The following is a 25,165-nucleotide window of genomic DNA, read 5'->3' on the forward strand; positions in this document are numbered from 1 at the left end:
CTTGTGTTTTTATCTGCCCGGTGTAAAATCTCGAGGATTTTATCTAAATTTGCGACCTAAAATCAGCTTTAGACGATTATGTACGAAAAAATTATCATTCTGGATTTCGGTTCGCAGACTACGCAGCTTATCGGTCGTCGGGTCAGAGAACTTAACACGTATTGCGAGATCGTGCCTTATAATAAATTTCCGTCTGATGCTTCGGGCATCAAAGGGGTGATTCTTTCCGGAAGTCCCTACTCGGTGAATAGTCCCGAAGCTTTTAAGGCCGACCTGAGCGCTATCCGCGGTCAATACCCTTTGCTGGGTATCTGTTACGGAGCGCAACTGCTCTCGGCCACAAGCGGAGGGCGTGTCGAATCGGCCGGTTCGCGTGAGTACGGTCGGGCGCATCTTTCGTCGCTCGACACCAACGATCCGTTGCTGACAGGCATTACTACAGGGACACAAGTCTGGATGTCGCACGGCGATACGATCACCTGCCTGCCGGAAACGTTTCGGGTGATTGCCGGTACGGATGATGTGGAAGTAGCCGCTTTTCACATCGAAGGCGAACAGACGTGGGGCGTACAGTTTCATCCCGAAGTGTTTCATTCGACCGACGGCACGAAGCTACTAGATAACTTCCTGAAAATCTGCGGATGCAAAAAGAACTGGACACCGGCTTCGTTCATCGAATCGACCGTACAGGAGTTGAAAGACATGCTCGGCAACGACAAAGTGATTCTGGCTCTTTCGGGCGGCGTAGACTCGTCCGTAACAGCCGTACTGCTTCACAAAGCCATCGGCAAAAACCTGACGTGCATTTTCGTCGATCACGGCCTGCTTCGCAAAAATGAATTCGAGACCGTATTGAAAGATTACGAACACTTGGGACTGAACGTGATCGGGATCGACGCCAAAGAAAAGTTCTACAAGGAACTGGCCGGCGTGAGCGATCCGGAAAAGAAGCGGAAGATTATCGGTAAGAATTTTATCGAGGTGTTTGATGAAGAAGCGCATAAACTTGAAGGCATTCGATGGCTCGGTCAGGGAACGATTTATCCCGACGTGATCGAATCGCTCTCCATCACCGGAACGGTCATCAAGAGCCATCACAATGTGGGCGGGCTTCCCGAAAAGATGCGACTGAAACTCGTTGAGCCTCTGCGCCTGCTCTTTAAAGACGAAGTGCGCAGCGTCGGCGCCGAATTAGGTATGATGCCGCACCTGCTCAAACGCCATCCGTTCCCGGGTCCCGGCTTGGGCATACGCATCCTTGGAGACATCACTCCCGAAAAAGTGCACATCTTGCAAGAAGCCGACTACGTGTATATTTCCCTGCTGCGCGAATGGGGACTGTATGATAAGGTATGGCAGGCCGGTGCCATTCTGCTACCCATACGGTCGGTGGGCGTGATGGGCGACGAACGCACATATGAAAACACGATCGCCCTGCGCGCGGTGACCTCGACCGACGCTATGACGGCCGACTGGGCACAGCTACCCTACGAGTTTCTGGCGAAAGTGTCGAACGAAATCATCAACAAGGTGAAAGGCGTGAACCGAGTAGTCTATGACATCAGTTCCAAACCGCCCGCAACTATTGAGTGGGAGTAAAAATATCCGATATCGAAACTAAAAGGGCGGATATCGAAGCAAAAGGGTTCGATGCCGGAACAAAGGAACAGATCATTATTATACGGTGCGGTGCATACCGCACTGAGGGTAAACTTTTCACTTTTCGCAGGTAGTTTCCGAATCTTTGCTAATTTTGCAGCCATTTAAGAAAAACATCAACATGAATCCTATTACGTCGATAACATCGAATCAGATGATAGCCAGAGAAATGCGAGACTATCTAATGATTGCTTTGGGGATGGCGCTTTACAGTATCGGATGGACGGTATTCCTGCTCCCGAACGATATTATGACAGGCGGTGTGCCCGGTATTGCCTCCATTGTCTATTTCGCTACCGGACTGAAAGTACAGTATGTGTATTTCGGAGTAAACATCTTTTTATTGTTGCTTTCGATTAAAATTCTGGGATGGAAGTTCAGTATCAAGACGATTTACGGTGTTTTTATGCTGACGTCAGCTTTGACCGTCGTACAGGAATTGACTCAGGGCATGAGACTGTTACAAAATCAGCCTTTTATGGCCTGCGTACTGGGAGCTTCGTTCTGCGGATGCGGGTTGGGTATCGCTTTCTCGGCGAACGGCAGCGCGGGAGGAACGGATATCGTAGCCGCCATCATCAACAAATACAGAGACATCACACTGGGGCGGGTGATGATGATCTGCGACACGATCATTATCACATCCAGTTATATGGTACTCAAAGACTGGGAAAAGGTGGTTTACGGCTTCGTAACGTTATACGTATGCAGCTTTATGCTTGATCAAATCGTCAACAGCGCCCGTCAGTCGGTGCAGTTTTTTATCATATCCAAACGATACGAAGAAATCGGCCGCGCGATCAACGCCATGCACCGCGGGGTGACGGTGATCGATACCGTGGGGATGTACACCGGACAGCCTCAAAAGATGATGTTCGTGCTGGCCAAGAAACGTCAATCGACAACTATTTTCCGCATCATCAACGATATTGATCCTCGCGCTTTCATTTCACAGAGCGCCGTGATCGGGGTCTATGGAGAAGGTTTCGACCATCTCAAAGTGAAGAAGAATAAACAAGCCAATCTTCCCGCAGAGAAACAGGCATAAAAAAAAGCCTCTCCCGGTCTCGCTCATTTATAGACGGAATCGGGAGAAGCTCACTCTATACATTCAAAACAGATCTATTTCTTTTTATATTTTTCCATCTCGGGCAGATACCTTTTGATGGCGGCAATGCGTGTCGCATCGCTGGGGTGTGTACTCAGCACTTCGGGCGTACCTCCGTTTCCGGCTGCCGACATTTTTTGCCAGAATGTAACGGCCACATCCGGATTATATCCGGCCATGGTCATAAACACCAAGCCCATATAATCAGCTTCCGACTCATGTTTACGGGAGTAGGGAAGAATGACGCCCAACTGTGCACCCAGTCCGAAAACGGTTGCCCCCAACTGTCGCATGGCCATCGATCTTTCACTCAACGCCGCATTGACGATAGAAGCGCCAAACTGGGTCACTAATCCCTGGCTCATACGCTCGTTACTGTGCTTGGCCACGGCATGCGCCACCTCGTGACCGACAACGACCGCCAGCTCGTCGTCTGAAGCTGTCAACCGAAGCAATCCTTCGTAGACCACGATTTTGCCGCCGGGCATACAGAAAGCATTCACTTGCTTGTCATTAATCAGATTAAACTCCCAACTGAAATGCTTCAGTTCATTCTCCAGACCGTTTTGCCTCAGATAAGTTTCGGTGGCTTCGGCAATTTTTTTGCCGACACGCACTACGGTAGCCGTTTTGTCCTTATCGGTCGATTTCTTTGCCGTCTTCATATATTGGTCATACTGCGTCAGACTGGCTGTGAGCAACTCCGAGTCGGAGACTAACAGCATCTGTCTTCTGCCCGTCAGCGGCACGGTACTGCATGAGACTGCCAGCAGTGCTACCGTGCAAAAAATAAGTATCTTTTTCATGTTGTTTTTATCTATAATTTACAATAACAGATAATTTTACGCCGTATACGTCGATGCGGATGTATCTCCTCCCTTACCGGTCCAGTTCGTATGGAAAAATTCGCCGCGCGGCCGGTCGGTGCGTTCGTAGGTATGTGCGCCGAAATAGTCGCGTTGCGCTTGCAGCAGATTGGCCGGCAAACGTTCGGTACGATAGCCGTCGAAGTAGTTGAGCGCGGCGCTCATTGACGGTACGGGGATGCCGTTCATTGCAGCGGCGGCTACGACGCGTCGCCAGCTTGCCTGCGCCGCCAGTACCTTTTCTTTGAAGAACGGGTCGAGCAGCAGGTTGGTGAGGCCGGGATTCCTGTCGAACGCTTCTTTGATTTTTCCGAGGAAAGCCGAGCGGATGATACATCCGCCGCGCCACATCAGGGCGATGCCGCCATTGTTCAGTTCCCATCCGTATGTTTTGGCAGCTTCGCGCATCAAGGCATAGCCTTGAGCATAGGATACGATCTTGGAGGCATACAGGGCTTGCCGAAGATCTTCGATAAACGCTTTTTTATCTCCGGAGAAAGAGGGTGCGGGGCAACACAATTCGTGCGAGGCTGCCACACGCTCGTCTTTTTGTGCAGACAAACAACGGGCGAACACGGCCTCGGCAATCAGGGTCAGAGGCACCCCTTCGTCGAGAGCTACGACAGCCGTCCATTTTCCGGTGCCTTTCTGACCGGCGGTGTCGAGTATCCGGTCGATGACGAACTCGCCCTCCTCGTCGCGACAGGCAAGGATGTCGCGGGTAATCTCGATCAGGTAGCTGTCCAGCTCGCCCTTGTTCCATTCCTTGAAAACTTCGTGCATCTCGAGGTTCGACAGGCCAAGCAATTCTTTCATCATCTGATATGTTTCACAAATAAGTTGCATGTCGCCATACTCGATGCCGTTGTGTACCATCTTGACGAAGTGCCCGGCACCGTCTTCGCCTACCCAGTCGCAGCAAGGCATTCCGTCGGCCTGCGCACAGACGGATTGGAAGATCGGTTTGACAAGTTCCCAGGCGGCTTTCGACCCTCCGGGCATCATCGACGGGCCGTTCAGCGCGCCCTCTTCGCCCCCCGAGACTCCGGTGCCGATATATAACAGTCCTTTGCTTTCGACGTATTTCGTGCGGCGAACGGTATCGGGGAAATGCGTATTCCCCCCGTCGATAATCACATCGCCCGGTTCGAGGAAGGAGATCAGTTGTTCGATAAAGTCGTCGACCGCCTGCCCCGCTTTGACGAGGAGCATCACCTTGCGCGGACGTTTGAGCGATCGGCAAAGTTCTTCGATCGAATGTGCCGCAATGAAATTCTTGCCCTTGCCGCGTCCGTCGACGAATTTGTCGACCTTCGCCACTGTACGGTTGAAAACGGCTACCGTAAAGCCTTTACTCTCCATATTGAGTACGAGGTTTTCGCCCATCACAGCGAGACCTATCAGTCCGATATCTGCTAATCGATTCATGTCAGTTTAATCATTTGTTATTCTTATTACATTCCGGGTAAAAAGGTCTGATTCTTTTCTGTTCGAGACCGTTTTTCACGCCTTCTCTCTTTACGAGATACCCGCAAAAGTAGTGAAAAACAGTTGGAATATCAAAAGCGGTCGCGGATTATTTTTTCGACGTTCAGCCGGTCGGAGCCGAAATAGAGCAACAGTCCGCGTGCGGAGAGGAAAATCAGAAAAGCGATCCAGAGCGCCGTATTACCGAGCCACGGCGACAAAGCATAAAAACTTGCCAGATAGAGGACGGTAGAGAGGAAAACGGTGTTGCGTAAAATCTTCGTCCGTGTGGCGCCGATCATGATGCCGTCGATCATAAACGGTACAGCCCCGATGAGCGGCACGGCAATAACCCACCCGATGTATTGTCCGGCGCAGGCAATAATCTCGTCCGAAGGGGAGAAAACCCCTAAGATATCTTTCCATCCGACGAGGTATAAGCCGACAAACAGCACGGCGATGAGGAATGCCCAGCCCATCAGCCGGCGGATAAACCGATGCAGGGTCTCAGTGTTGCGTTCGCCCACGAAACGGCCGGAAAGTGCTTCGGCCGAGTAGGCGAATCCGTCGGCCAGATAAGAGAAGAGCGTGAAGAGCTGCATCAGCAAGGCATTCGTCGTCAGTATCACGTCGCCGAAGCGTGCCGAAGCGGCCGTAAAAAACGTGTAGGCAATCACGATGCAGAATGTACGCAGAAAGATATCTTTGTTGATATGCAGGAAATGAACGAGGGGAGCCAGCTTGAGCGAATCACGGAGGTTGAAATAAGCGCTGTACGGACGATACTTCACAAGCCAGAACACCACCGCCACGATCAGCCCCGCATATTGTGCCCCGACGGTGCCCCAAGCTACCCCCGAAATGCCCATCCCCAGACCGAAAACGAATCCGACACTGAACACGATGTTGGCTACGTTCGAGAGGATGGCGATGTACATCGGCGTGCGTGCGTCCTGCATCCCGATGTACCAGCCTTGAATGGCGAAGAGAAGAACCGACGCGGGCACAGCCCAGATACGCGCGAAAATATATTCGGCAGCCAGCGCCTGCACCTTGTCGCTGCCCTGCATGAGCGCCAGCGAATACGTCCCTATCGGCTGTTGGAAGACGAGGATCAGCACCGCAAGGACCAAGGCTAACCAAACAGCTCGCACGAGCATGTTGGCACATTCGGCGTGGCGTCCCGCGCCGCAGGCTTGCGCCGTGATGCCGCTCGTACCCATGCGCAGAAAGGCGCAGTTCCAGTAGATAAAGTTGAAAATGGTAGTCCCGATCGACAAGGCCGCGATATTCGCGTCGTCGCCCAACCGGCCGGCGATAGCCGTATCGGCCATACCGAGCAGCGGCACGGAAATGTTGGAAATAACGTTCGGAACGGCCAGACGAAGAATATGACGGTCGGTATCGGTGTATTTCAGAGCCATCTTCCTCTCATCGTAGAGTAAACCCCAACCCGGCCAGTCCGTTTCGTGTTTCTTCGGCGACGCGGGTAAGGTGCAGGCTGAAGTGCTTACATTCGCGCCGTATCCAATAGTCTCCGCGCAGTTTCTCGAACATGGCGGGCGACTGTTTCAGCCGTTCGCTGTCCTGCGCGATGGGATAGGTATGCGTCACGGCTTCGTAAAAAATCGCCTCGGCTGTTTTACCGGCGCCGTCGATGGCGAGCGTTGCAGACATGGGAGGAGGCGGAATATCGGCGGGATACCAGTTGCGCAGGGCATCGAGACCGAAGAAGCGACAAAATTCATGCACGCAGGCGGCCGTTCCGTTCGCTTTTCCGTCCGACGAATACCCGGCAATGTGAGGAGTACCGATGAAAGCGTCGCGCAGCAGATCGAGGTCGATGGCCGGTTCGTTTTCCCACGTATCGAGGATGAAGGCGGACAGTTTTCCTCGCGAAGCCCTTTTAAGCGCGCCGGAGTCGGCCACCGCTCCTCGCGACGAGTTGATAAATACCGCGCCGTCTTTCATCCGGCCGAAGAAATCGTCCGAAGCCAGATGGTATGTCGGGTACGCCCCTTCGCGCGTCAGCGGCGTATGACACGTAACGATATCGCTTTCATTCAACAAATGTTCCAACGGAACGAAAGCCGCATCTCCTTCGCGTTCGGCGCGCGGCGGGTCATTCAGGAGGACACGCATGCCGAGCGCTTCGGCGGCTGCCGCCACTCTGCGGCCGACGTTTCCCACGCCGATCACTCCGATCGTCGTGTCGGCCAGTCGCAATGCCCGTTCATGCGCCAGCATGACGCATGCCGCCGCAATATATTGCTGTACGGACGATGCGTTACACCCCGGCGCATTGATCCATCGGATGCCTGCCGCATCGCAATAGTCCGTGTCGATATGATCGTACCCGATGGTTGCCGTGGCAATCAGCCGGACACGGCTGCCCTTCAGCAGCGCTTCGTTACACAAGGTGCGCGTGCGGGTAAACACGGCGTCGGCATCTTTCACATCGGAAGCCGTGATGGCTGCCCCGGGCAGGTAAACGATGTCGGCATAAGGTTCCATCACCCCTTTGAGGAAAGGGATTTTATCGTCGGCAATAATCTTCAGTCGTTCCATTCGACCGGCAAAGGTAGCATAAAAATCGGTCGGCATAAAAAACATGCGTTTCTGCCATCACACAAAACTGCATAAACAATCCTCTTCGAAGAAGATAAGTGGCGACGGACGGATTACTCCCTTACTCGACCGCTACTTTGGCCACAACCTTGCGGATGTTCCCCTGTCCGATGCCCGGCGCGTGTCCGTCTTCGGGAAAATAGACGGCGAACTGTCCGGGATACAGTTTGGTGTAGGTAGTCGGGAAATCGTAATAGAGCGTGAGGTCTTTTTCGACGTCGTAGGGCTGGGAGATGATCATCAGCTCGTCGCCTGCTTTCCATCCGATGCTTTCCACCCCGACGATGGGGGTTTGGATATCGATGTATTTCTCGTGCGTTTCCATCACGGCATCCTGCGGGTCTTTGCCGCGAAGCGTGGAAACGGAGAAAAACAGGCGCGGATCGTCCGTTTCGATTTTACCGTCTTCTATCTGCGAGAAATCCGTCTCTTTAAGATAATCGAAGGCTTTCTTGAACAAAGGGTGTAAAGACTCGACATGTTTCGAGTTCTGTAAAGAATCTACTATCATCATATATCTGTTTTCAGATGGCCGGGCGAGAGCATGCGAGTGCTTTCGTCCGGCGTCGTTTTCCGTTATTAATAACTGCCGGAACGTTTTTTTGTTATACGAATAAATGCAAAATAGCCACAAATGATTTTAAAGCGGCTGTTGAAAAGGTGTTGCCGTTTTACAATGTGTCTGAAAAAACAAACTGCCTCAAGCATGCGCGGCCCGAAGCAGTTTATTTTACCTGAAGGTCAGATTCCGCTGAAATCCACCCCGTCGAAGAGCAGCGAGGGGATACGCCAGCTTGACGAGAAACGCGGGTCGTTGCCTGTTTCGGCCAGACTTGACCAGAGCGTGAGCATGTTGCCCGTGACGTTCATCTCGTTGACCGGCTGCGTGAGCTGCCCTTTCTCGATCAGAAACCCTTCGATGCCATACGAGAAGTCGCCCGTTGTCGTGTTGCAGTTGCCACCGTTGAAACCGGTAACGAGTACGCCTTTGTCGACCGACGTAACGAGTCCGTTCATATCCTTCGTGCCGAGCGGCATGGTCAGAATCGAGGGAGAGCTGACGGTGGGCTGTGTACCCAGCTTATTGGCATAGTACGTATCGATGTAGTATGTTTGCAGGATTCCCTGATCGAAGACTTTCCGTTGCTGCGTGGCGATGCCTTCGCTGTCGAAGTAACGTGCGCCGGAAGATCGCAGCAGGTGCGGCTCATCCGTGAGTGTCATCTTTTCGCCGAGCGTCTTTTGGTTAAGTTTGTCTAACAAGAACGAATTTTTCTGTTGGATGGATGATCCGTAGAGTGCGTTGATGACCGGCGAAAGCAGCCGGGCGGAACTTAAAAAATCCACGACCATCGGCATGCGTGCCGATGCGATTTTGCGTTGTCCGAGTTTGCGGCGCACGCGTTCGAGCGCCTTCGTACCGATGCCTTCCTTTATCAGGGTGTCGTAGTAGAGCGATGAGTCGAACCAGTACGATTCCGGACGCGCATCGCCTTCGCCTCTGATGCTGACCGTACCGACGAGCGAGAAGAAGGTATTCGACGCTTCGCCCTCGAAGCCGTTGCTGGCTACCATATAGCGGAAGCTATCTCCGTCGTTATACGACGAGCCGGCGGAGATGATGCGTTCATCCTTTCCCATGATTTCGTCACAGACCTTCATGGCCAGCCCTACCTTGTCGTCCAGATGTACGGATTCGAACGCTGCATCATAGAGTTGCAGGTCTGCTCCGCCGCCCTTATAATACAGGGCTGGGTCGGGCAAGGCGCGCGCTTTGTCTTCGGCCAGATAGCGCGTCGAATCGATGCCGTTACGAATAAACGATTCCAGTTCCTTCCGGTCTAACCGGTTCGTCGAGAACGAACCGTAGCGGCCGTCTGTGAAAAGATGGATCGACATGCCGTTTTCCGATGCCTGTTGTAGCCGGTCGATTTTCATGTCGCGAATCTCGAACGAAGTATTCGAATTGTTGTAAAGCGCAACGCGGGCAGCCTGACAGCCGTTCTTCAATGCGTACTCCATCGCCCATCGCGCCAGTTCTTTCTGAGTGTTCGTAATCATATCAGCTCTCTCCTCCTACCGTTAATTTACTTACTAATGCCGACGGCATACCGACCGTCACGGGGCACGACTGCCCGTCCTTACCGCACGTCCACGTGCCGTCGTCCGTCTTGAAGTTAGACCCTACCATCGTGATATCGGCCAGCGCCTGAGGGCCGTTGCCGATGATGTTGATGTCTTTGATCGGCTGTGTCAGTTTTCCGTCTTCGATCAGGTAGCCGCTCTTGACGAAGAATGTGAAATCGCCGGCGCCGATCTGTACCTGTCCGTTCGTGAAGTTCGACACGTACACGCCCTTCTTCACGGCTGCAATGATTTCTTCTTCGCTATGGTTGCCCGCCTCCATGTAAGTGGATCGCATGCGCGGAAGCGGAACATTACGGAACGATTCACGCCGTCCGTTGCCCGTCGGGGTTACCTGATAATGTTTCGCACTGATGCGGTCGTGCAGGTAGCTTGTCAGTACGCCGTTGCGCACGATGTATGTCTTTTGTCCTTCCGTCCCCTCATCGTCGATGTTGACGGCCCCGCGGTTAAACGGCAGTGTGCCGTCGTCTACAATATTGATGTTCTCGTTACAAACCTTTTGATTCAGTTTATCGGAGAAGATCGATGTTTTCTTCCGGTTGAAATCGGCTTCGAACGTATGGCCGATGGCTTCGTGCAGCAGAATGCCCGAACCTCCGGCTCCCATCACGACCGGCATCTCGCCCCCTTTGGGTTTGATGGCCTGAAACAGGATCGAGGTACGCTCGATGGCTTCTTTTGCAAGTGTCTCGACGATATTGTCCGTCAGAAACTCGGCACCCATGCGGAACGACCGCGAGGTGTAATTGCTTTCGATCTTGTCGCCTTCCTGCATGATGCACAATGCCGAGAGACTGACCATCGGGCGATAGTCGTAATACATCTGTCCTTCCGAGTTGCAGAACAGGATGTGTGAAGTCGTATCACCCAGTCCGGCCGATACCTTCGTGACGCGCGAATCGAGCGCGAAGATGCGATCGTTGAGCTTTTGAATGTAAGGCATCTTGTCCTTGACAATCATCTCGTCCCACGACTTCTCCACCGCATAATAATTGTGTTTGAGTGAGACGTCCGTCAAACCTGCGGGCGCTTTCGGGGTGGCGCTTTCGGCAATGCGCGCAGCCGTGCGGGCGGCTTTAAGCATCTCCTCGAGAGTGATCTGCTCTACGTAGGCATAACCGGTCTGATCACCAGACAGTACGCGCACGCCCATCCCGAAGTCGATATTCGAGGAGGCGCGGTTGACGGCACCGTCTTGGAGACCGATATTACTGGAATACGAATGCTCGAAAAACAGGTCGGCATAATCGCCTCCTTTCTCCAGAGCTGCCGCAAGGACCTGCCGGAGCTGGCTCTCCGTAACGCCGAAGAGCTGCATGGCGAATGACAAGGTGCTTGAGCCTTTTGCCGTTGAAGCGTTCAGGTCGCAACCGGCTAACAGGGAAGGAGCGGCAATTGAACTCAGCATCGCCCATCCTCCCGCTTTGATAAACTCACGTCGATTGATTGACATAGATAGATGTTTTTTATGTTCATGGCGACAAAGGTAACAAGAAAAAGAAAAAATACGGGGCCATAGAAAGAGAAATCTTCGGCGTATGCTCAGGACTTTTCACGGCTGTTCCTGTCGGGGGGAGCAGGATACCTTCTCTTCGTTTGGCATTCTGCCGGAGTTCGCCTATCTTTGCCCAAACAAAAAAACAGAGAAACATTATGAACAGAAAAAACGTAAGCATGACCGTCGCAGTATGGTTGGCCGGAAGCCTTTTATTCTCTTCGTGTATCGGTTCCTTTAAGCTGACAAACGGATTGTTGAGCTGGAACCGAAGCCTCGACAATAAATTTGTAAACGAACTTGTTTTCGTTGCTTTCTGCATCGTCCCCGTATACGGGGTTTCCATTCTTGCCGATGCACTGGTATTGAACACCATCGAATTTTGGAGCGGAGACAACCCGATAGCCTCGATGCCCGAAACACAAACTGTCGAATCCGAAAACGGACGATACACCATTCGCACCCAACCCAATGGCTACCACATCCGGAAAGAAGGTGAAACCGAAGGCATCGATCTTGTGTTCGACAAGGCTAACCGTACATGGAGCGTGGTGAGCGGCGATCAGTCGCACCAGCTTTTCCGATTCACCGATAAACGTGATGAAGTGGTGATGTACCTGCCCGACGGCAGAGAAATGAACGTCGAGCTAAGTCGCGCCGGAACCTTGGCATTCCGTCAAGCCGTAGAGAAACAGACTTATTTTGCAGCTAATTAATTTAACGTTCCTATTTTATTTTCTATGAAGAACTATTTCTTGACGGGCATGCTCTGCCTTTCTCTTGCCGGATCTTTGTGCGCGCAATCGTCCGGTCTGCCGTATTGGCAGGACATACAAACCGTAGCGGTGAACAAAGAAAAACCGCGTACCGAGTTCATGAGTTACGACGATGCGCGGACAGCATGGAGTACGCCTTTTGAACAGAGCAAGTATTATCTGTCGCTTAACGGCACATGGAAGTTTCTGTATGTCGACAGCTATAAAAAACTTCCGGCCGATGCTACGTCGGCTGATGTTCATACCGCATCGTGGAGTGACATCAAGGTGCCCGGCAACTGGGAAGTGCAAGGCTTCGGCACGGCCATTTACACGAATCACGGCTACGAGTTCAAACCACGCAATCCGCAGCCTCCCGCATTGCCCGAAGACAATCCGGTGGGCGTCTACCGTCGTGATTTCGAAATCCCCGCAGGCTGGGACGGACGAGATGTGTATCTGCATATCGGTGGAGCCAAATCGGGGCTATACGTCTACATCAACGGCCGGGAGGTAGGGTACAGCGAGGATTCCAAAAATCCGGCCGAGTTTCTGATCAATCCATATTTGAAGCAGGGAAAGAATATCGTGACCCTGAAAATATTTCGGTGGAGCACCGGGTCGTACCTCGAATGTCAAGACTTTTGGCGCATCAGCGGTATCGAGCGTGACGTCTACCTCTGGTCACAGCCGAAAATCGCCGTGAACGATTTCCGTATCGTTTCTACGCTCGACGATTCGTACACGAACGGCATTTTCCGTCTCGCCGTCGATGTGAAAAACCATTCGTCGAAAGCCGAAAACGTAACCGTATCGTATCGGTTGACCGACAAAAACAGGAACGAAGTTGCGACCGGCAACCATACGTTGCCGGTAGAGCCCGGCACGACGCAGACTTTCCCGTTTGACCGGATGTTGGAAAATGTGGCACGATGGAGCGCCGAACAGCCCAACCTGTACCGCATCGTCCTAACCGTCGAGGCGAACGGCAATGTGTGCGAGGCCGTACCTTATCGCGTCGGCTTCCGCCGTTTTGAAATGAAGCAGACCGAGGCGCTTGCTGCCAACGGAAAGCCTTACACCGTCATGCTTTTCAATGGTCAGCCGATTAAGTTTAAAGGGGTAAACATCCACGAACATAATCCCGAGACGGGGCATTACGTGACCGAAGCGTTGATGCGTCGCGATTTTGAACTGATGAAACTTCATAACCTGAACGCCGTGCGCCTGTGTCATTATCCGCAGAGCCGTCGTTTTTACGAATTATGTGACGAATACGGGCTTTATGTGTACGACGAGGCCAATATCGAATCGCACGGAATGTATTACAACCTGCGCAAAGGAGGTACGCTCGGCAATAACCCCGAATGGCTTCTCCCGCATACGGATCGAACCATCAACATGTACGAACGCAACAAGAATTTTCCGAGCATCACGTTCTGGTCGCTCGGCAACGAGGCCGGCAACGGATACAACTTTTACCAGACATATCTGTACATCAAGAATAAGGAGAAGAACGGAGCAGACCGCCCCGTGAACTACGAGCGTGCTCTGTGGGAATGGAACACGGACATGTATGTGCCGCAATATCCGAGCGCCGACTGGTTAGAGAAAATCGGTCGTGAAGGGAGCGACCGTCCCGTCGTGCCGTCGGAATACTCGCATGCCATGGGAAATTCAAACGGGAATCTCTGGAAGCAGTGGCAAGCAATTTACCGGTATCCGAACCTGCAAGGCGGATTCATCTGGGACTGGGTCGATCAGGGCATTCGGGAGACCGATAAAAACGGACGCACATACTGGGCTTACGGAGGCGATTACGGCGTCAATGCTCCGAGCGACGGCAATTTTCTCTGTAACGGCATCGTCAATCCCGACCGTACCCCTCACCCGGCGATGGCCGAAGTGAAGTACGCTCATCAAAATGTAGGCTTCGAACTCGTCGACCCCCAAACGGGCGAAGTGCGTATCACGAACCGTTTCTACTTCATCCCCATCGATCACCGGTACAACATGGTCTGCCGCCTCATGGCCGAGGGAAAAATCTTGCAGGAAAAAGTGCTGCCTGTTACCCTCAAACCGCAGGAGTCGACAACCGTCCGAACGTTTGCGCCCAAAGGATCGTCGGAATGTTTCGTCAATCTGTCTGTCGTAACGAAAGAGAAAGACGGCTTGATCCCCGCCGGACATGTGATCGCTCACGATCAGTTCCGCCTTTCGGAACAGACGAACCGACCGCAATATAAGGCCGGTGGAGCTAAACCGCAGATCACGACCGAAGGTGAGCGGATCGTCGTTTCGTCGCCGAAGGTGCAATTCGTCTTCGATAAAAAGAGTGGCATCGTCACCTCCTACAAGGTTGGCGGCAAGGAATATTTCCATGACGGTTTCGGCATACAACCCAACTTCTGGCGTGCCCCGACCGATAACGACTACGGCAACGGCGCTCCCGAACGCGAACAGATCTGGAAGCAGAGCAGCCGTCATTTTAACGTCACCGACGCAACGGCGCGCATCGAAGGGAATCAGGCGATCGTCAGCACGACGTTCCTGCTGCCTGCCGGAAATCTGTATATCGTGGATTATACGATTTCTCCGAGCGGTGTAATGAACGTATCGGCACGTTTTACATCGACCGATATGAGCGCCACCGAGGTAGAGGTGTCTGAAGCGACTCGCACGGCGACGTTCACTCCCGGCAAAGAGGCAGCCCGCAAAGATGCTTCGAAACTGAACGTGCCGCGCATCGGTGTACGCTTCCGCCTGCCCGCATCGATGAATACGGTTCGGTATTTCGGGCGTGGGCCGGAAGAGAATTACTGGGACCGGAAAGCGGGTACGCCTGTCGGGCTCTATCAATCGACGGCCGATCGGCTGTATTTCCCATACGTCAGACCGCAAGAGAACGGACATCACTGCGATACGCGCTGGCTCTCTCTCACCGCCGGTAACGGTGGAGGGCTACTCATCGTAGCCGACAGCCTGATTGAGTTCAATGCTTTACACAATGCGATCGAAGATTTCGACGACGAAGAGAAGACGCATCTCCCGCGCCAGTGGAACAACTTTACTCCTGAAATGATCGCCGATCGCGATGAGGAGAAAGCAAAGAATCGCCTTCGCCGGCAGCATCATATCAGCGACATTACGCCTCGCGATTTCGTTGAGGTATGTATCGATCTCAAGCAGCAGGGCGTAGCCGGATACGACAGTTGGGGCGACCGTCCGTTGCCGGAACATTCTTTACCGGCTAACCGCAATTACCGGTGGGGATTCACTTTCGTTCCTGTCGGCAGTGCATCGGAAGCGCAGGCAAAAAGCCGGATGACTTACGGAAGCAAAGGCGGATCATCGTCTGTAAAGAAGCAGAATTAACGAGACAATGCTTTTCAGGCATAATCATTCGTCCCGGGGCCCGTGTTGGCGGCTCCGGGACTTTTTTATCTCCCGATGCGTCACGGAAGAGAGTCGTCAGTCGCCGACAGCCTGCCCCAAGAGCGTAGCCGAGGTAGCGTCTTCGATACGCACGTTCACATACTGTCCGATGCGGTGCGTGCCCTTATCGAAGATCACGACTTTGTTGTGTTCCGTATGTCCGAACAGGCGGTCGCGCGACCGTTTGGAAAACCCTTCCACAAGCACCTCGAACGTTTTCCCGATGTCGCGGCGATTGCTTGCTTCCGAGAGTTGATTCTGCAAGTCGATCATCCCCTGCAGGCGTCTGACCTTAACTTCTTCCGGCACATCGTCGGGGAGATGCTTGGCGGCATAGGTGCCCGGCCGCTCGGAATATTTGAACATAAAGGCCGAGTCATAGCCCACTTCGCGCATCAGCGACAAGGTCTCTTCGTAATCTTCTTCCGTTTCGGAATGATAGCCGCAGAAGAGATCGGTCGAGATGGCGCACTCCGGCAGAATGCGGCGTATGGCAGCGATGCGGTCGAGGTACCACTCGCGTGTGTATTTACGATTCATCACGGCCAGCATACGCGAACTGCCCGACTGTGCCGGCAGATGAATAAACTTGCAGATGTTTTTGTGTGCGGCCATGACGTGTAGCATCTCGTCGCTCATATCTTTCGGGTGCGAAGTCATAAAACGGATACGCATCTCGGGCACGGCCGCCGCCACACGGTCGAGGAGTTGCGGGAAACCGACGATTTCGCCGTCGAGCGTCTCGTAACGGTACGAGTTAACGTTTTGCCCGAGCAGCGTCACGTCTTTGTAACCTTTCTGCCGCATGTCGCGTATCTCGTTCAGAATGCTGTCGATGTCGCGGCTTCGCTCCCGTCCGCGTGTGTAAGGCACGATGCAGTAGGAGCAGAAGTTATTGCAGCCGCGCATGATGGAGACGAAGCCGGTCACGTGCACACCCGCCATCTTGAGCGGGATCACGTCGCGATATGTTTCCTGCGTCGACAGTTCGACATTGATCGCCTTCTCGCCCCGCTCGACGGCTCCGACGAGGTTCGGCAAATCCATGTACGAATCGGGACCGGCCACCAGATCGGCACCATGCTGATTTACCAGCTCCTCTTTGACGCGCTCGGCCATACAACCGAGTACCCCGATAATCAGATGTTTCTTTTGCTTGCGCAACGACTGAAAGTATTGCAATCGCCCGACGACACGCTGTTCGGCATTGTCGCGCACCGAACAGGTATTGACGAAGATCGCGTCCGCCTCACGGATATCGTTCGTCAGTTCGTATCCGTCGGTCTGCATGACCGAAGCCACGACCTCGCTATCCGCCACATTCATCTGGCATCCGTATGTTTCAATATATAACCGGCGATCGCCCGTATGTCTTTTTGTTTCTATCTCCATTCTTTCCTTTCCAAAAATAAGGGCGCAAATTTACACGATAATCTTCAATTTCCGTAATACATGCCCGGATTCCACACTCGTACAGAAGGAACACAAGGCGTTACTGAGGCACAAAAAGCATGCTTTCGGATAAAGTCGTTTCCCGGATCTCTTTGCTCGAAAAGCCGACTTCCAGCACCTGCCCCATATAACTTTCGAAATAGAGCACTTTCAGTTCATGCCATCCCGCCTCCAGTGCGATCTTGCCGTCCTTCCGCCGTGGGCTGCCGGAACCGTCGTTATCGACTACCTCATGTCCGTCGATCAGCAGGCGCGAACCGTCGTCGGAGAACGTATAAAAACGATAGACGCCTCGTTCGGGAATGTTAATCCATGTCCGGAACTCGTAGCCGAAGTGATCTTCGCGCGGGGCTTCACGAATCGAGAGTGCAGGCATCGTTCCTTTCCCGACCGGTTCACTCTGCGTCATCTGGCTCGTCGATTGGAAATCGCCTTCATAGTATATATAGCTCACACCCTGTTTGGAAGGAGCACCCTCGAGCGCCGGCAGGTACTGCATACCTGTTTCGTCGGCTGCCGAAAGTCCTGAAGGGAAGTAATAAAGCTGCTCTTTCCCCGATGGGGTACGAATCCACGTATCGAACCGGAACTTGTCCTGATACAACTCGATAATCCGCGCACCGCGTTCGAGTTTGCCGTACGCATCCGTCCCCGTGACCCGTCCGAAAGCCAATGCGATGTCGTACTCGATCCCGATAAAATCGTTGTCATGATCATGCCCGGCAAATATCCCCATGACGTCTCCCATCTCAACCAGCGAGGCAAAAAGTCCCGAGTTGATTTTGGGAGAAGCATTCCCTTCTCCTTTCGTCCCGAGCGTCGTATGGCGTCCCTCCACGTGATCGTACTCCGGGAGGGGGATATGAAAGAAGGAGAGCGCGGGCAACGGCACGCCTCCGTTCCCTTGCGTATAATGCCGGCTCATCTTCCTGTACCATTCGATCTGATCGAAACGAATCCAATCGTAATGCCCGTATTTCGTTTGTGCGGGATAGTCGTTCGAATCGAAGCAGTAGAGCAGCGCGGCAACATCAGCCGATTGCGCACGCATAACGGGTAATACATAGTTTCCTGTGCCGTAAATATCTGCCGGTCCCTCCTCCCCGACGAAATACGGGCGATCCTTTAACAGAGCGAAAATCTCTTTCCGTGATATTCCGGCTTCAGCATCGTGATTTCCCATTGTGACGGCAAAAGGGATCTTCGTCTCTGCAAAAATGGCGGCGATAGCCTGCCAGGCCTCACGTGCCGGCGCATCGGTCACGACATCGCCGGTAAGAATGGCCAGATGAGGCTTTTCGGTATCGAGTATATGCTTGATGGTCGCGACGGTCGTTGCACAGTTCGGAGAGCGATGGCTCCAGTGCAGGTCTGTAAACTGTGCGATACGGAAGCGCCCCGCCTCATCGAAACGGAGCGTAACAGCGGAGTCTTTCGCTGGCAATGCCCAAGCATACACGCATAAGAGCACAAGGAAGAAGAACAACTTTCTCATGACAAAAACGTTTTATTTCCATGCAAGTTTAGCGACTACAGGAGCATGATCCGAAAGATAGATACCGTCTTTTTTTTCGGGTAGCGTTTCATAGGTCTGTACGGTGAAGTCCTCGGTTAGAAAAACGTAATCGATCAGCGGGCGTTCTGTTTGGGCAATCTTCCCGAAGTTATGAAACGTACCCCGCAGGCCGGTCACGTTTTGTGCGATGGAACGGCTGTCGCGCAAGGTCCGGGTCACATGGGTAAACACCTCCGTGTCGGGCGTGGCGTTGAAGTCGCCCGTAAGGATCACCGGCAGCCCGCGCCTCAAGGTCTCGGCGCGGCGGAGCAGCAGCGCAACGCCTTCGCGACGGGCTACTTTCCCGACATGATCGAGATGCGTATTGATGAAAAACAGCTCGCGCCCCGTCTTTTTCTCCTTCAATATCGCCCACGTAGCCATGCGCTCGCAGGCGCCGTCCCAACCTTTCGAACCGGCCACCTCAGGCGTTTCGCTCAGCCAGAACCACCCGGAGTCGATGGCTTCGAACCGATCGGCACGGTACATAATCGCGCTGTATTCCCCTTTTTCCTTTCCGTCTTCGCGTCCGGCACCGATCGCCCGGTATTCCGGCAGCCGTTCCTTCAAATCATTCAACTGATGCGCGAGGACTTCCTGCATACCGAGCAGATCGACCCCACGCGCACGAATCACCTCAGCCGCCACTCCCTTGCGATGGGGCCAGGCGTTTTCGCCGTCTCCCGCATGATCGTAACGGATATTGAACGTCATCACATACAACTCGGCCGGCTTCTCCGAAAAAGAGAGCAGCAACGGCAACAATAATAATCCGAATATTTTTCTCATGATGTTTTGATTTTTATGTAACTTAATAAATTAACAAAATTCCACTTCAGCACGGCAGACCGCTTTGCCCTCGTGACAGATGGCGGTGGCATAACGTGCGTCTCCGAGGCTTCTTCGATACAGGTCAAGCCTCATGCCATAGCGCCCCTCGGCCAGAAAAGCGATTTCAAACCGTGCGATCGACCGCGTACGATACGTTTCGATATCGAACAGGTCGAGCATCACCTCCATATATTTGATACTGTTGAGATGTCCGTTGATATCGAGATCACTGTATTTCACGGTATAGCTCATGGCTTCGGCATCGGGCGACTGTTCAGCTGCCGCCGGCTTGCCTGATAACGAGACGGGACACGGCCGCAACGTCAGATAGTCCGACAATCCTGTTTCGACAAGTGATACGGGGCGGCGCGTCGTTTTATCGATCGCTGCCCATACCGAGCGCGCATAACCGAGCGTCTCACCTGCCGGTGTCGTAATTTCGAAACATCGATACGTAAAAATTCGCTCCACTCGTTCGACCCATGTCATGATCCGTATCGGTTCGGACAGACGTATCTCATCAGAGATTTCGATGGCTAACCGCGAAAGCACCCATGCCGTATTCCGAGCCTCCATATCTTCGTAACCGTAGCCGCGCTCAGCCGCATGGCATGTAGCCGCATGTAACAGATAGTCGCCCAAGGTCGGAATGGTCAGCCTACCCCTAAAATCGAGCGAATACACTTCTGTTTGGTACACATACGTCCCGACTTTCCCGATGTGCTGCTCCGTCTTCTTCATGTTGTCACTTTGTTTGAACCTGTTTTCCTGCAAATTTAGATAAAATCTCCGAAATTTCACACCGGCAGGATAAAAGAACAAGGCTGACCCCCGTTTCCTATTCTCACCTGCGTGCTCTTAGTCACAATTTAACCATCTTGGAGGGAAATTTTAAAAGAACAAACAACGTGAGTTTGATGTAAAAAAAGTTGGAATATAATAAAAAATCTTCAGATCAGTCCTTTTATTCCAGCACCTCCATCCGCATATTGCGGAAATCGAATAAGATTTTCTTGCCCAAACGCTTTAGAAAAGGAAAGCCAACTATAGCCTCAACCATCTCCGGATAAGCCTCTCCCCATTGAGCCAAAGAAGATATGCATACATCATCCTCTTCCTCAGGATGTATAACCTGAGAATTGAATATCACAACCGGGTCTTTGGCAATAATCTCGAAAGGAATAGCCTGTATTCCAGAGATCATCATTTGATGTTTATACTCTTTTTCTTTTAATGTGTCGACTGGAATAAAGGCTTTATACTTTTCATACAAGGAAGTATCGATACGAATATAATCATTCGATCCGGAATCGATAAAAGTCATTATCGGAAGATGATTTAATCCAAGCCTTGCAAACAATCTATTCTGAAACCAAAACATATTTTTACCCTTCCCTCCCAAGAACTCTTCATTATCAACCGGGAAGCACAATTGATGATTCTCAAAATCGAGAACAATGTTTCTGAGTAAAGACATCGTCTTGAGTCCTAAGATCACTTTGCCAGCATCATAAAACCCATTCGTTATAGGTTCATTTCTGATAGAATCTGTTTCAACTCTATCCTGAATGTTTATCATTGCTCTCACATCTAATACCCCTACCGGAATATGATAAAGTGTGATATTGGCCATTTGTAAAGAATCAAGAATCCCCAAATATCCGGGAGCTTTTATTCCGTTCACCGTACAGGTTGTTTCGTGCTCATAAACAGGATATTTCCTGACCTCCATTTGGTCGGCAATTGCCTTATCCATTATCACATATTCTGACACACCGGTATCAAAAAGTGTTCTAATCGGTTGAAGACCATTATAGGAAACATTAAAAAACAAATAGCCTTGTTGTAAAACCGTATCTTCCAATAACGGAGTGCAATTTTCCGTATTTTCGCGGACTATACGTATCGTGGGCTCTGCAGAACGGCGCTCGGTTTGTCCCTTCAAGTCGCTCAAATATTCTTTATGTTCCTTCACTTTTTCCGGATTCAGACTATCTGGATTCTGTTCTAAGTAAGAGTCAGCCCGCTGAAGCGTCTGATATGCCTTCTTATAATCCTGTAATATTTCGGCGTATATCTCCCATAAAACAACATATGCCTCCTCCGGATTATTGATAAGATTAATCTTCATCATCTCATCGAGATAAAAAGCGGCACTGTCCGGTTTATTTTCAAACTCACCGATCTTCATCCGATAGTAATATTCGAAAAACGGAGGAATGGTGTCCATCTTGACACAGAGCGTATCATACAAGCTTTTTGCTTCGAAATATCTATTTGCATCAAGCAATCTAATCATATCGTGTCCTATACGATACGACTCTTCTTCCGTGACTTTTTGTGTATCTTGCTGTGCATAACCAAAGGAAAGATTCAGACCAACCCATAAAAGCACAAGGTAAATTTCATCTCTCATAAACAATTAATTTTAAACGAAATACTTTACACCAAACAACTAACAGTCTATATAATCTCTCATCTTATTCCAACACCTCCATCCGCATATTGCGAAAATCGAATAAAATTTTCTTGCCTAAACGCTTTAGAAAAGGAAAACCGATTACACTTTCAACCATTTCCGGATAAGCCTCTCCCCATTGAGCCAAAGAAGAGATGTGTACATGATCGTCTTTCTCAAGATGGATAATCTGATTATGAAATGTCACAACCGGATCTCGGGCAATCACCTTAAAAGTATCCAAGGGCGCACCGCATATAACCGTTTGATAATTACACTTTCTCTCTTTTAATGTGTCGACAGGAATAAAAGGTTCGTGCTTTTCATACAAACAACGATCGATACGAATATAATCGTTCGATTTGGTATCGATCGCAGTCGTCACAAAAATATCGTTCAACTTACATTGTGTAAACAGTCTTCCTTCACATCGGAACATGTTTTTATTTCTCGCCTCTTCCTGTATTTCGGACTCCTTGGGAAAAGACAACCGATTATTCGTCGGATCAACCACTATTTGCCCGATTAAGCTCATTGTATTTAAGCCCAATGACACCTTCATCAATTCATAAAAGCTATGGGTTATATCCTCTTTCTCACAGGAAGTCATGGCCAATGTGTCCGATAAATGGATAATTGATTTTGCATCGATTACTTCTACCGGAATATGGTATAATTTAATATCTCCGATTTGTAAGGAATCAAGGATACCCAAGTAACCGGGAACTTTCATTCCGTTCACCGTGCAGGTCGTGTCATTCTCATAAACAGGATATTTCCGAACCCCTACCTGTTCGGCTATCGCCTTATCCATTATCAGATATTCTGACACACCGGTATCAAAAAGCGTTCTGATCGGTTGATGACCATTATACGAAACATTACAAAATAAATAATTGTCATTTAAAATCTTATCCGCCAATAAAGGTGTGCTGCTGTCCGCTTCATCGCGAGCAATGCGAATCGTGGGCTCAGCTGCCCGGCGCTTTGTGCGGCTTTCCGAATCAGCAAGATGATCACGAACGATTTTCATCTCTTCGGCATTAATACTGTCCGGATTGTGTTCTAAATAAGATCGGACTCGATCCAGCGTTTGCTCCGCTTTTTTATAATCCTGTAATTGTTCAACATAAATCCCGTACACCTTCATATAAAGGATATCGGGAAAAAAACGCTTCTTTATCATCTCTTCGAGATAAAAAGCAACACTGTCGGGCTTATTCTCGTATCCGGACATATATCCCTTATAGAAACATTCGATAAACGGATGAATCGAGTCAACCTTGATACGGATCGTATCATACAAACTTTTCGCTTCGAAGTACCGCCCGGCCTGAAGCAGGTCTATCAGATCCTGCCCCATACGATGCGACTCTTCTTCCGTGACTTTTTGTGTATCTTGCTGCGCATAACCAAAAGAAAGACTCAAACCAACCAATAAAAACACAAGGTAGATTTTGTTTCTCACGAGCAAACAATTTTAATCAAAACTTTCTTTTTCATGCAATCAATCCTCCCATAATTCCTTTTATTCCAGCACCTCCATCCGCATATTGCGAAAATCGAATAAGATTTTCTTGCCCAAACGCTTTAGAAAAGGAAAGCCAACTGTAGCCTCAACCATCTGCGAATAAATCTCTCCCCATTGAGAAAAAGAAGAAACACATACATCATCCCCTTTCTCAGGATGTATAACCAGAGAATCGAATGTTACAACCGGGTCTTTGGCAATAATTTCGAAAGGAATAGGCTGTGTTCTACCTATCATGGTTTTATTATTATACTTTTTTCCTTTTAATGTGTCGACAGGAATAAAGGATTTATGTTTTTCATAAAAGCACGTATCAATACGAATATAATCATTTATTCCGGAATCGATTAAAGTCATCATAGCACAATTATTGACCTCAACACTCGTAAACAATCGATTATAAGACCAAAACATATTTCTATCTTTTACTTTTTCCGGTTCTTTGACAACCGAAGGAAAACACAATCGATTATTTTCTTGGTCAATAATAATTTTCTCAATCCATCTCATCGCTTTTAAGCCCAGTACAACACGACTTGCTTGGTAAAATCTGCTTATCACCTCTTCCCGTTTCAGAGAGTCAACTTCAAACGTGTCCGGTATATGAATTGTCGATTTCATATCAAATACCCCTACCGGAATATGATAAAGTGTGATATTGGCCATTTGTAAAGAATCAAGAATCCCCAAGTATCCGGAAACATTTATTCCATTGATCGTACTGGTAGTGTCATTCTCATAAACAGGATATTTCCTGACACCCATCTGTTCGGCAATAACCTTATCCATAAACACATATTCTGATGCACCGGTATCAAAAAGCGTACTGATAGGTTGATGACCATTATAGGAAGCATGAAAGAACAAATAACCTTGTTTTAAAACCGTATCTGTCAATAACGGCGTGCTGTTTTCCGTATCATCGCGCACTATACGTATCGTGGGCTCTGCAGCCAGGCGTCTTGTCCGGTCCTCCAGATCGATAAGATAATCTTGAATACGCTTTAGCTCCTCGTTACTAAGACTGTCAGGATTTTGCTCTAAGTAAGTTCGAATCCTGTCAAGCGTCTGATATGCCTTCTTATAATCCTGTAATACTTCGGCATATACCTCCCATAAAGAAAGATACGGATTTATGTTGGTAACAAAATGATGCTTGATTATTTCTTCAATATAAAAAGCGGCACTGTCCGGTTTATTTTCAAACGAGCTGATATACATCCGATAGAGATTTTCGATAAACGGATGAATCGAGTCAACCTTGATACGGATCGTATCATACAGGCTTTTCGCTTCGAAGTACCGCCCGGTCTGAAGCAGATCTATCAAATCCTGCCCCATACGATGCGACTCTTCTTCCGTAACTTTTTGTGTATCCTGCTGCGCATAGCCCAAGGAAAGACTCAAACCAACCCATAAAAGCACAAGGTAAATTTTATCTCTCATAAACAATTAATTTTAGACGAAATACTTTACACCAAACAACTAACAGTCTATATAATCTCTCTTCTTATTCCAACACCTCCATCCGCATATTGCGAAAATCGAATAAGATTTTTTCTAAACTCCCCAACTCGGAAATAGACATACCACGCTCCGCTATCTTTTTCTTAATGATATCTCCTATATAAACTCTCTTCCTTTTCATTCGTTAATCCCTTCATATAATATAACATATTCTGATACCGAGGTTGATGTTGCAAACATACACAAAAATTTTGTTTTTATCCCAAATTACGCGATACCCTGTTCGGCGTTTACCATTAATAATGGATGT

Annotated in this window: 19 protein-coding genes; 5 read left to right on the plus strand and 14 right to left on the minus strand. The window is 50.2% G+C overall.

The features are described 5' to 3' along the window. Positions 1-78: 78 nt before the first annotated feature. Both guaA and ACTTKA_RS09495 read left to right on the plus strand, forming a co-directional pair. Positions 79-1,599, plus strand: a complete 1,521-nt coding sequence (gene guaA / locus ACTTKA_RS09490) for a glutamine-hydrolyzing GMP synthase (RefSeq protein ID WP_442724840.1) — start codon at positions 79-81, stop codon at positions 1,597-1,599. A 181-nt stretch (positions 1,600-1,780) separates the two neighbouring features. Then, positions 1,781-2,707 (plus strand): YitT family protein, encoded by a 927-nt coding sequence (locus tag ACTTKA_RS09495; protein WP_442714382.1) that lies wholly within the window; start codon positions 1,781-1,783, stop codon positions 2,705-2,707. 74 nt (positions 2,708-2,781) lie between these two features. Here ACTTKA_RS09495 and ACTTKA_RS09500 read toward each other — a convergent pair whose 3' ends face one another. From ACTTKA_RS09500 to ACTTKA_RS09530, 7 genes are all read right to left on the minus strand, one after another. After that, complete coding sequence (locus ACTTKA_RS09500; RefSeq protein WP_442724841.1) at positions 2,782-3,573, minus strand: M48 family metallopeptidase; 792 nt, start codon at positions 3,571-3,573, stop codon at positions 2,782-2,784. 36 nt (positions 3,574-3,609) lie between these two features. Beyond that, positions 3,610-5,061 carry a decarboxylating NADP(+)-dependent phosphogluconate dehydrogenase gene (gene gnd, locus ACTTKA_RS09505; protein ID WP_442724842.1) on the minus strand — a complete coding sequence of 484 codons (1,452 nt, stop codon included), beginning with the start codon at positions 5,059-5,061 and terminating at the stop codon, positions 3,610-3,612. A gap of 131 nt (positions 5,062-5,192) precedes the next feature. Next, on the minus strand, positions 5,193-6,524 hold the full coding sequence (locus tag ACTTKA_RS09510) for an MATE family efflux transporter (RefSeq protein ID WP_442724843.1): 1,332 nt from the start codon (positions 6,522-6,524) through the stop codon (positions 5,193-5,195). 7 nt (positions 6,525-6,531) lie between these two features. Next, positions 6,532-7,704 carry a 4-phosphoerythronate dehydrogenase gene (locus tag ACTTKA_RS09515; protein WP_442724844.1) on the minus strand — a complete coding sequence of 391 codons (1,173 nt, stop codon included), beginning with the start codon at positions 7,702-7,704 and terminating at the stop codon, positions 6,532-6,534. A gap of 85 nt (positions 7,705-7,789) precedes the next feature. Further along, positions 7,790-8,239, minus strand: a complete 450-nt coding sequence (locus ACTTKA_RS09520) for a YhcH/YjgK/YiaL family protein (protein WP_442724857.1) — start codon at positions 8,237-8,239, stop codon at positions 7,790-7,792. Positions 8,240-8,469: 230 nt separating this feature from the next. Next, a complete protein-coding gene (locus ACTTKA_RS09525; RefSeq protein WP_442724845.1) occupies positions 8,470-9,789 on the minus strand; it encodes a TldD/PmbA family protein in 1,320 nt (439 codons plus the stop codon). Position 9,790: 1 nt separating this feature from the next. Beyond that, positions 9,791-11,329, minus strand: coding sequence for a TldD/PmbA family protein (locus ACTTKA_RS09530; protein ID WP_442724846.1), 1,539 nt, complete (start codon positions 11,327-11,329; stop codon positions 9,791-9,793). 200 nt (positions 11,330-11,529) lie between these two features. On the opposite strand from ACTTKA_RS09530, the gene ACTTKA_RS09535 reads away from it, so the two are divergent. Both ACTTKA_RS09535 and ACTTKA_RS09540 read left to right on the plus strand, forming a co-directional pair. Then, positions 11,530-12,087 carry a DUF3332 domain-containing protein gene (locus tag ACTTKA_RS09535; RefSeq protein WP_442724847.1) on the plus strand — a complete coding sequence of 186 codons (558 nt, stop codon included), beginning with the start codon at positions 11,530-11,532 and terminating at the stop codon, positions 12,085-12,087. 24 nt (positions 12,088-12,111) lie between these two features. Beyond that, the gene (locus ACTTKA_RS09540; RefSeq protein ID WP_442724848.1) at positions 12,112-15,501 is read left to right on the plus strand and encodes a glycoside hydrolase family 2 TIM barrel-domain containing protein; all 3,390 of its coding nucleotides are present in this window, start codon (positions 12,112-12,114) and stop codon (positions 15,499-15,501) included. A gap of 96 nt (positions 15,502-15,597) precedes the next feature. Here ACTTKA_RS09540 and miaB read toward each other — a convergent pair whose 3' ends face one another. From miaB to ACTTKA_RS09570, 6 genes are all read right to left on the minus strand, one after another. Next, on the minus strand, positions 15,598-16,953 hold the full coding sequence (gene miaB, locus ACTTKA_RS09545; RefSeq protein WP_442724849.1) for a tRNA (N6-isopentenyl adenosine(37)-C2)-methylthiotransferase MiaB: 1,356 nt from the start codon (positions 16,951-16,953) through the stop codon (positions 15,598-15,600). Positions 16,954-17,053: 100 nt separating this feature from the next. Further along, entirely contained in the window at positions 17,054-18,508 is a 1,455-nt protein-coding gene (locus ACTTKA_RS09550) for a metallophosphoesterase (RefSeq protein WP_442724850.1), read from the minus strand. 12 nt (positions 18,509-18,520) lie between these two features. Beyond that, positions 18,521-19,357: an endonuclease/exonuclease/phosphatase family protein gene (locus tag ACTTKA_RS09555; protein WP_442724851.1), complete on the minus strand. Its 837-nt coding sequence runs from the start codon at positions 19,355-19,357 to the stop codon at positions 18,521-18,523. 30 nt (positions 19,358-19,387) lie between these two features. After that, the gene (locus ACTTKA_RS09560) at positions 19,388-20,140 is read right to left on the minus strand and encodes an acyl-[acyl-carrier-protein] thioesterase (RefSeq protein ID WP_442724852.1); all 753 of its coding nucleotides are present in this window, start codon (positions 20,138-20,140) and stop codon (positions 19,388-19,390) included. Positions 20,141-20,363: 223 nt separating this feature from the next. Beyond that, entirely contained in the window at positions 20,364-21,815 is a 1,452-nt protein-coding gene (locus ACTTKA_RS09565; protein WP_442724853.1) for a retropepsin-like aspartic protease, read from the minus strand. 64 nt (positions 21,816-21,879) lie between these two features. Next, entirely contained in the window at positions 21,880-23,043 is a 1,164-nt protein-coding gene (locus ACTTKA_RS09570) for a retropepsin-like aspartic protease (RefSeq protein ID WP_442724854.1), read from the minus strand. An 81-nt stretch (positions 23,044-23,124) separates the two neighbouring features. On the opposite strand from ACTTKA_RS09570, the gene ACTTKA_RS09575 reads away from it, so the two are divergent. Further along, positions 23,125-23,298 (plus strand): hypothetical protein, encoded by a 174-nt coding sequence (locus ACTTKA_RS09575; protein ID WP_442724855.1) that lies wholly within the window; start codon positions 23,125-23,127, stop codon positions 23,296-23,298. A gap of 87 nt (positions 23,299-23,385) precedes the next feature. Here the strand turns inward: ACTTKA_RS09575 and ACTTKA_RS09580 are convergent, their stop codons facing one another. After that, entirely contained in the window at positions 23,386-24,834 is a 1,449-nt protein-coding gene (locus ACTTKA_RS09580; protein WP_442724856.1) for an aspartyl protease family protein, read from the minus strand. Positions 24,835-25,165 lie beyond the last annotated feature (331 nt).

The organism is Tannerella sp., from assembly GCF_052170195.1.
Classification (GTDB): Bacteria; Bacteroidota; Bacteroidia; order Bacteroidales; family Tannerellaceae; genus Tannerella.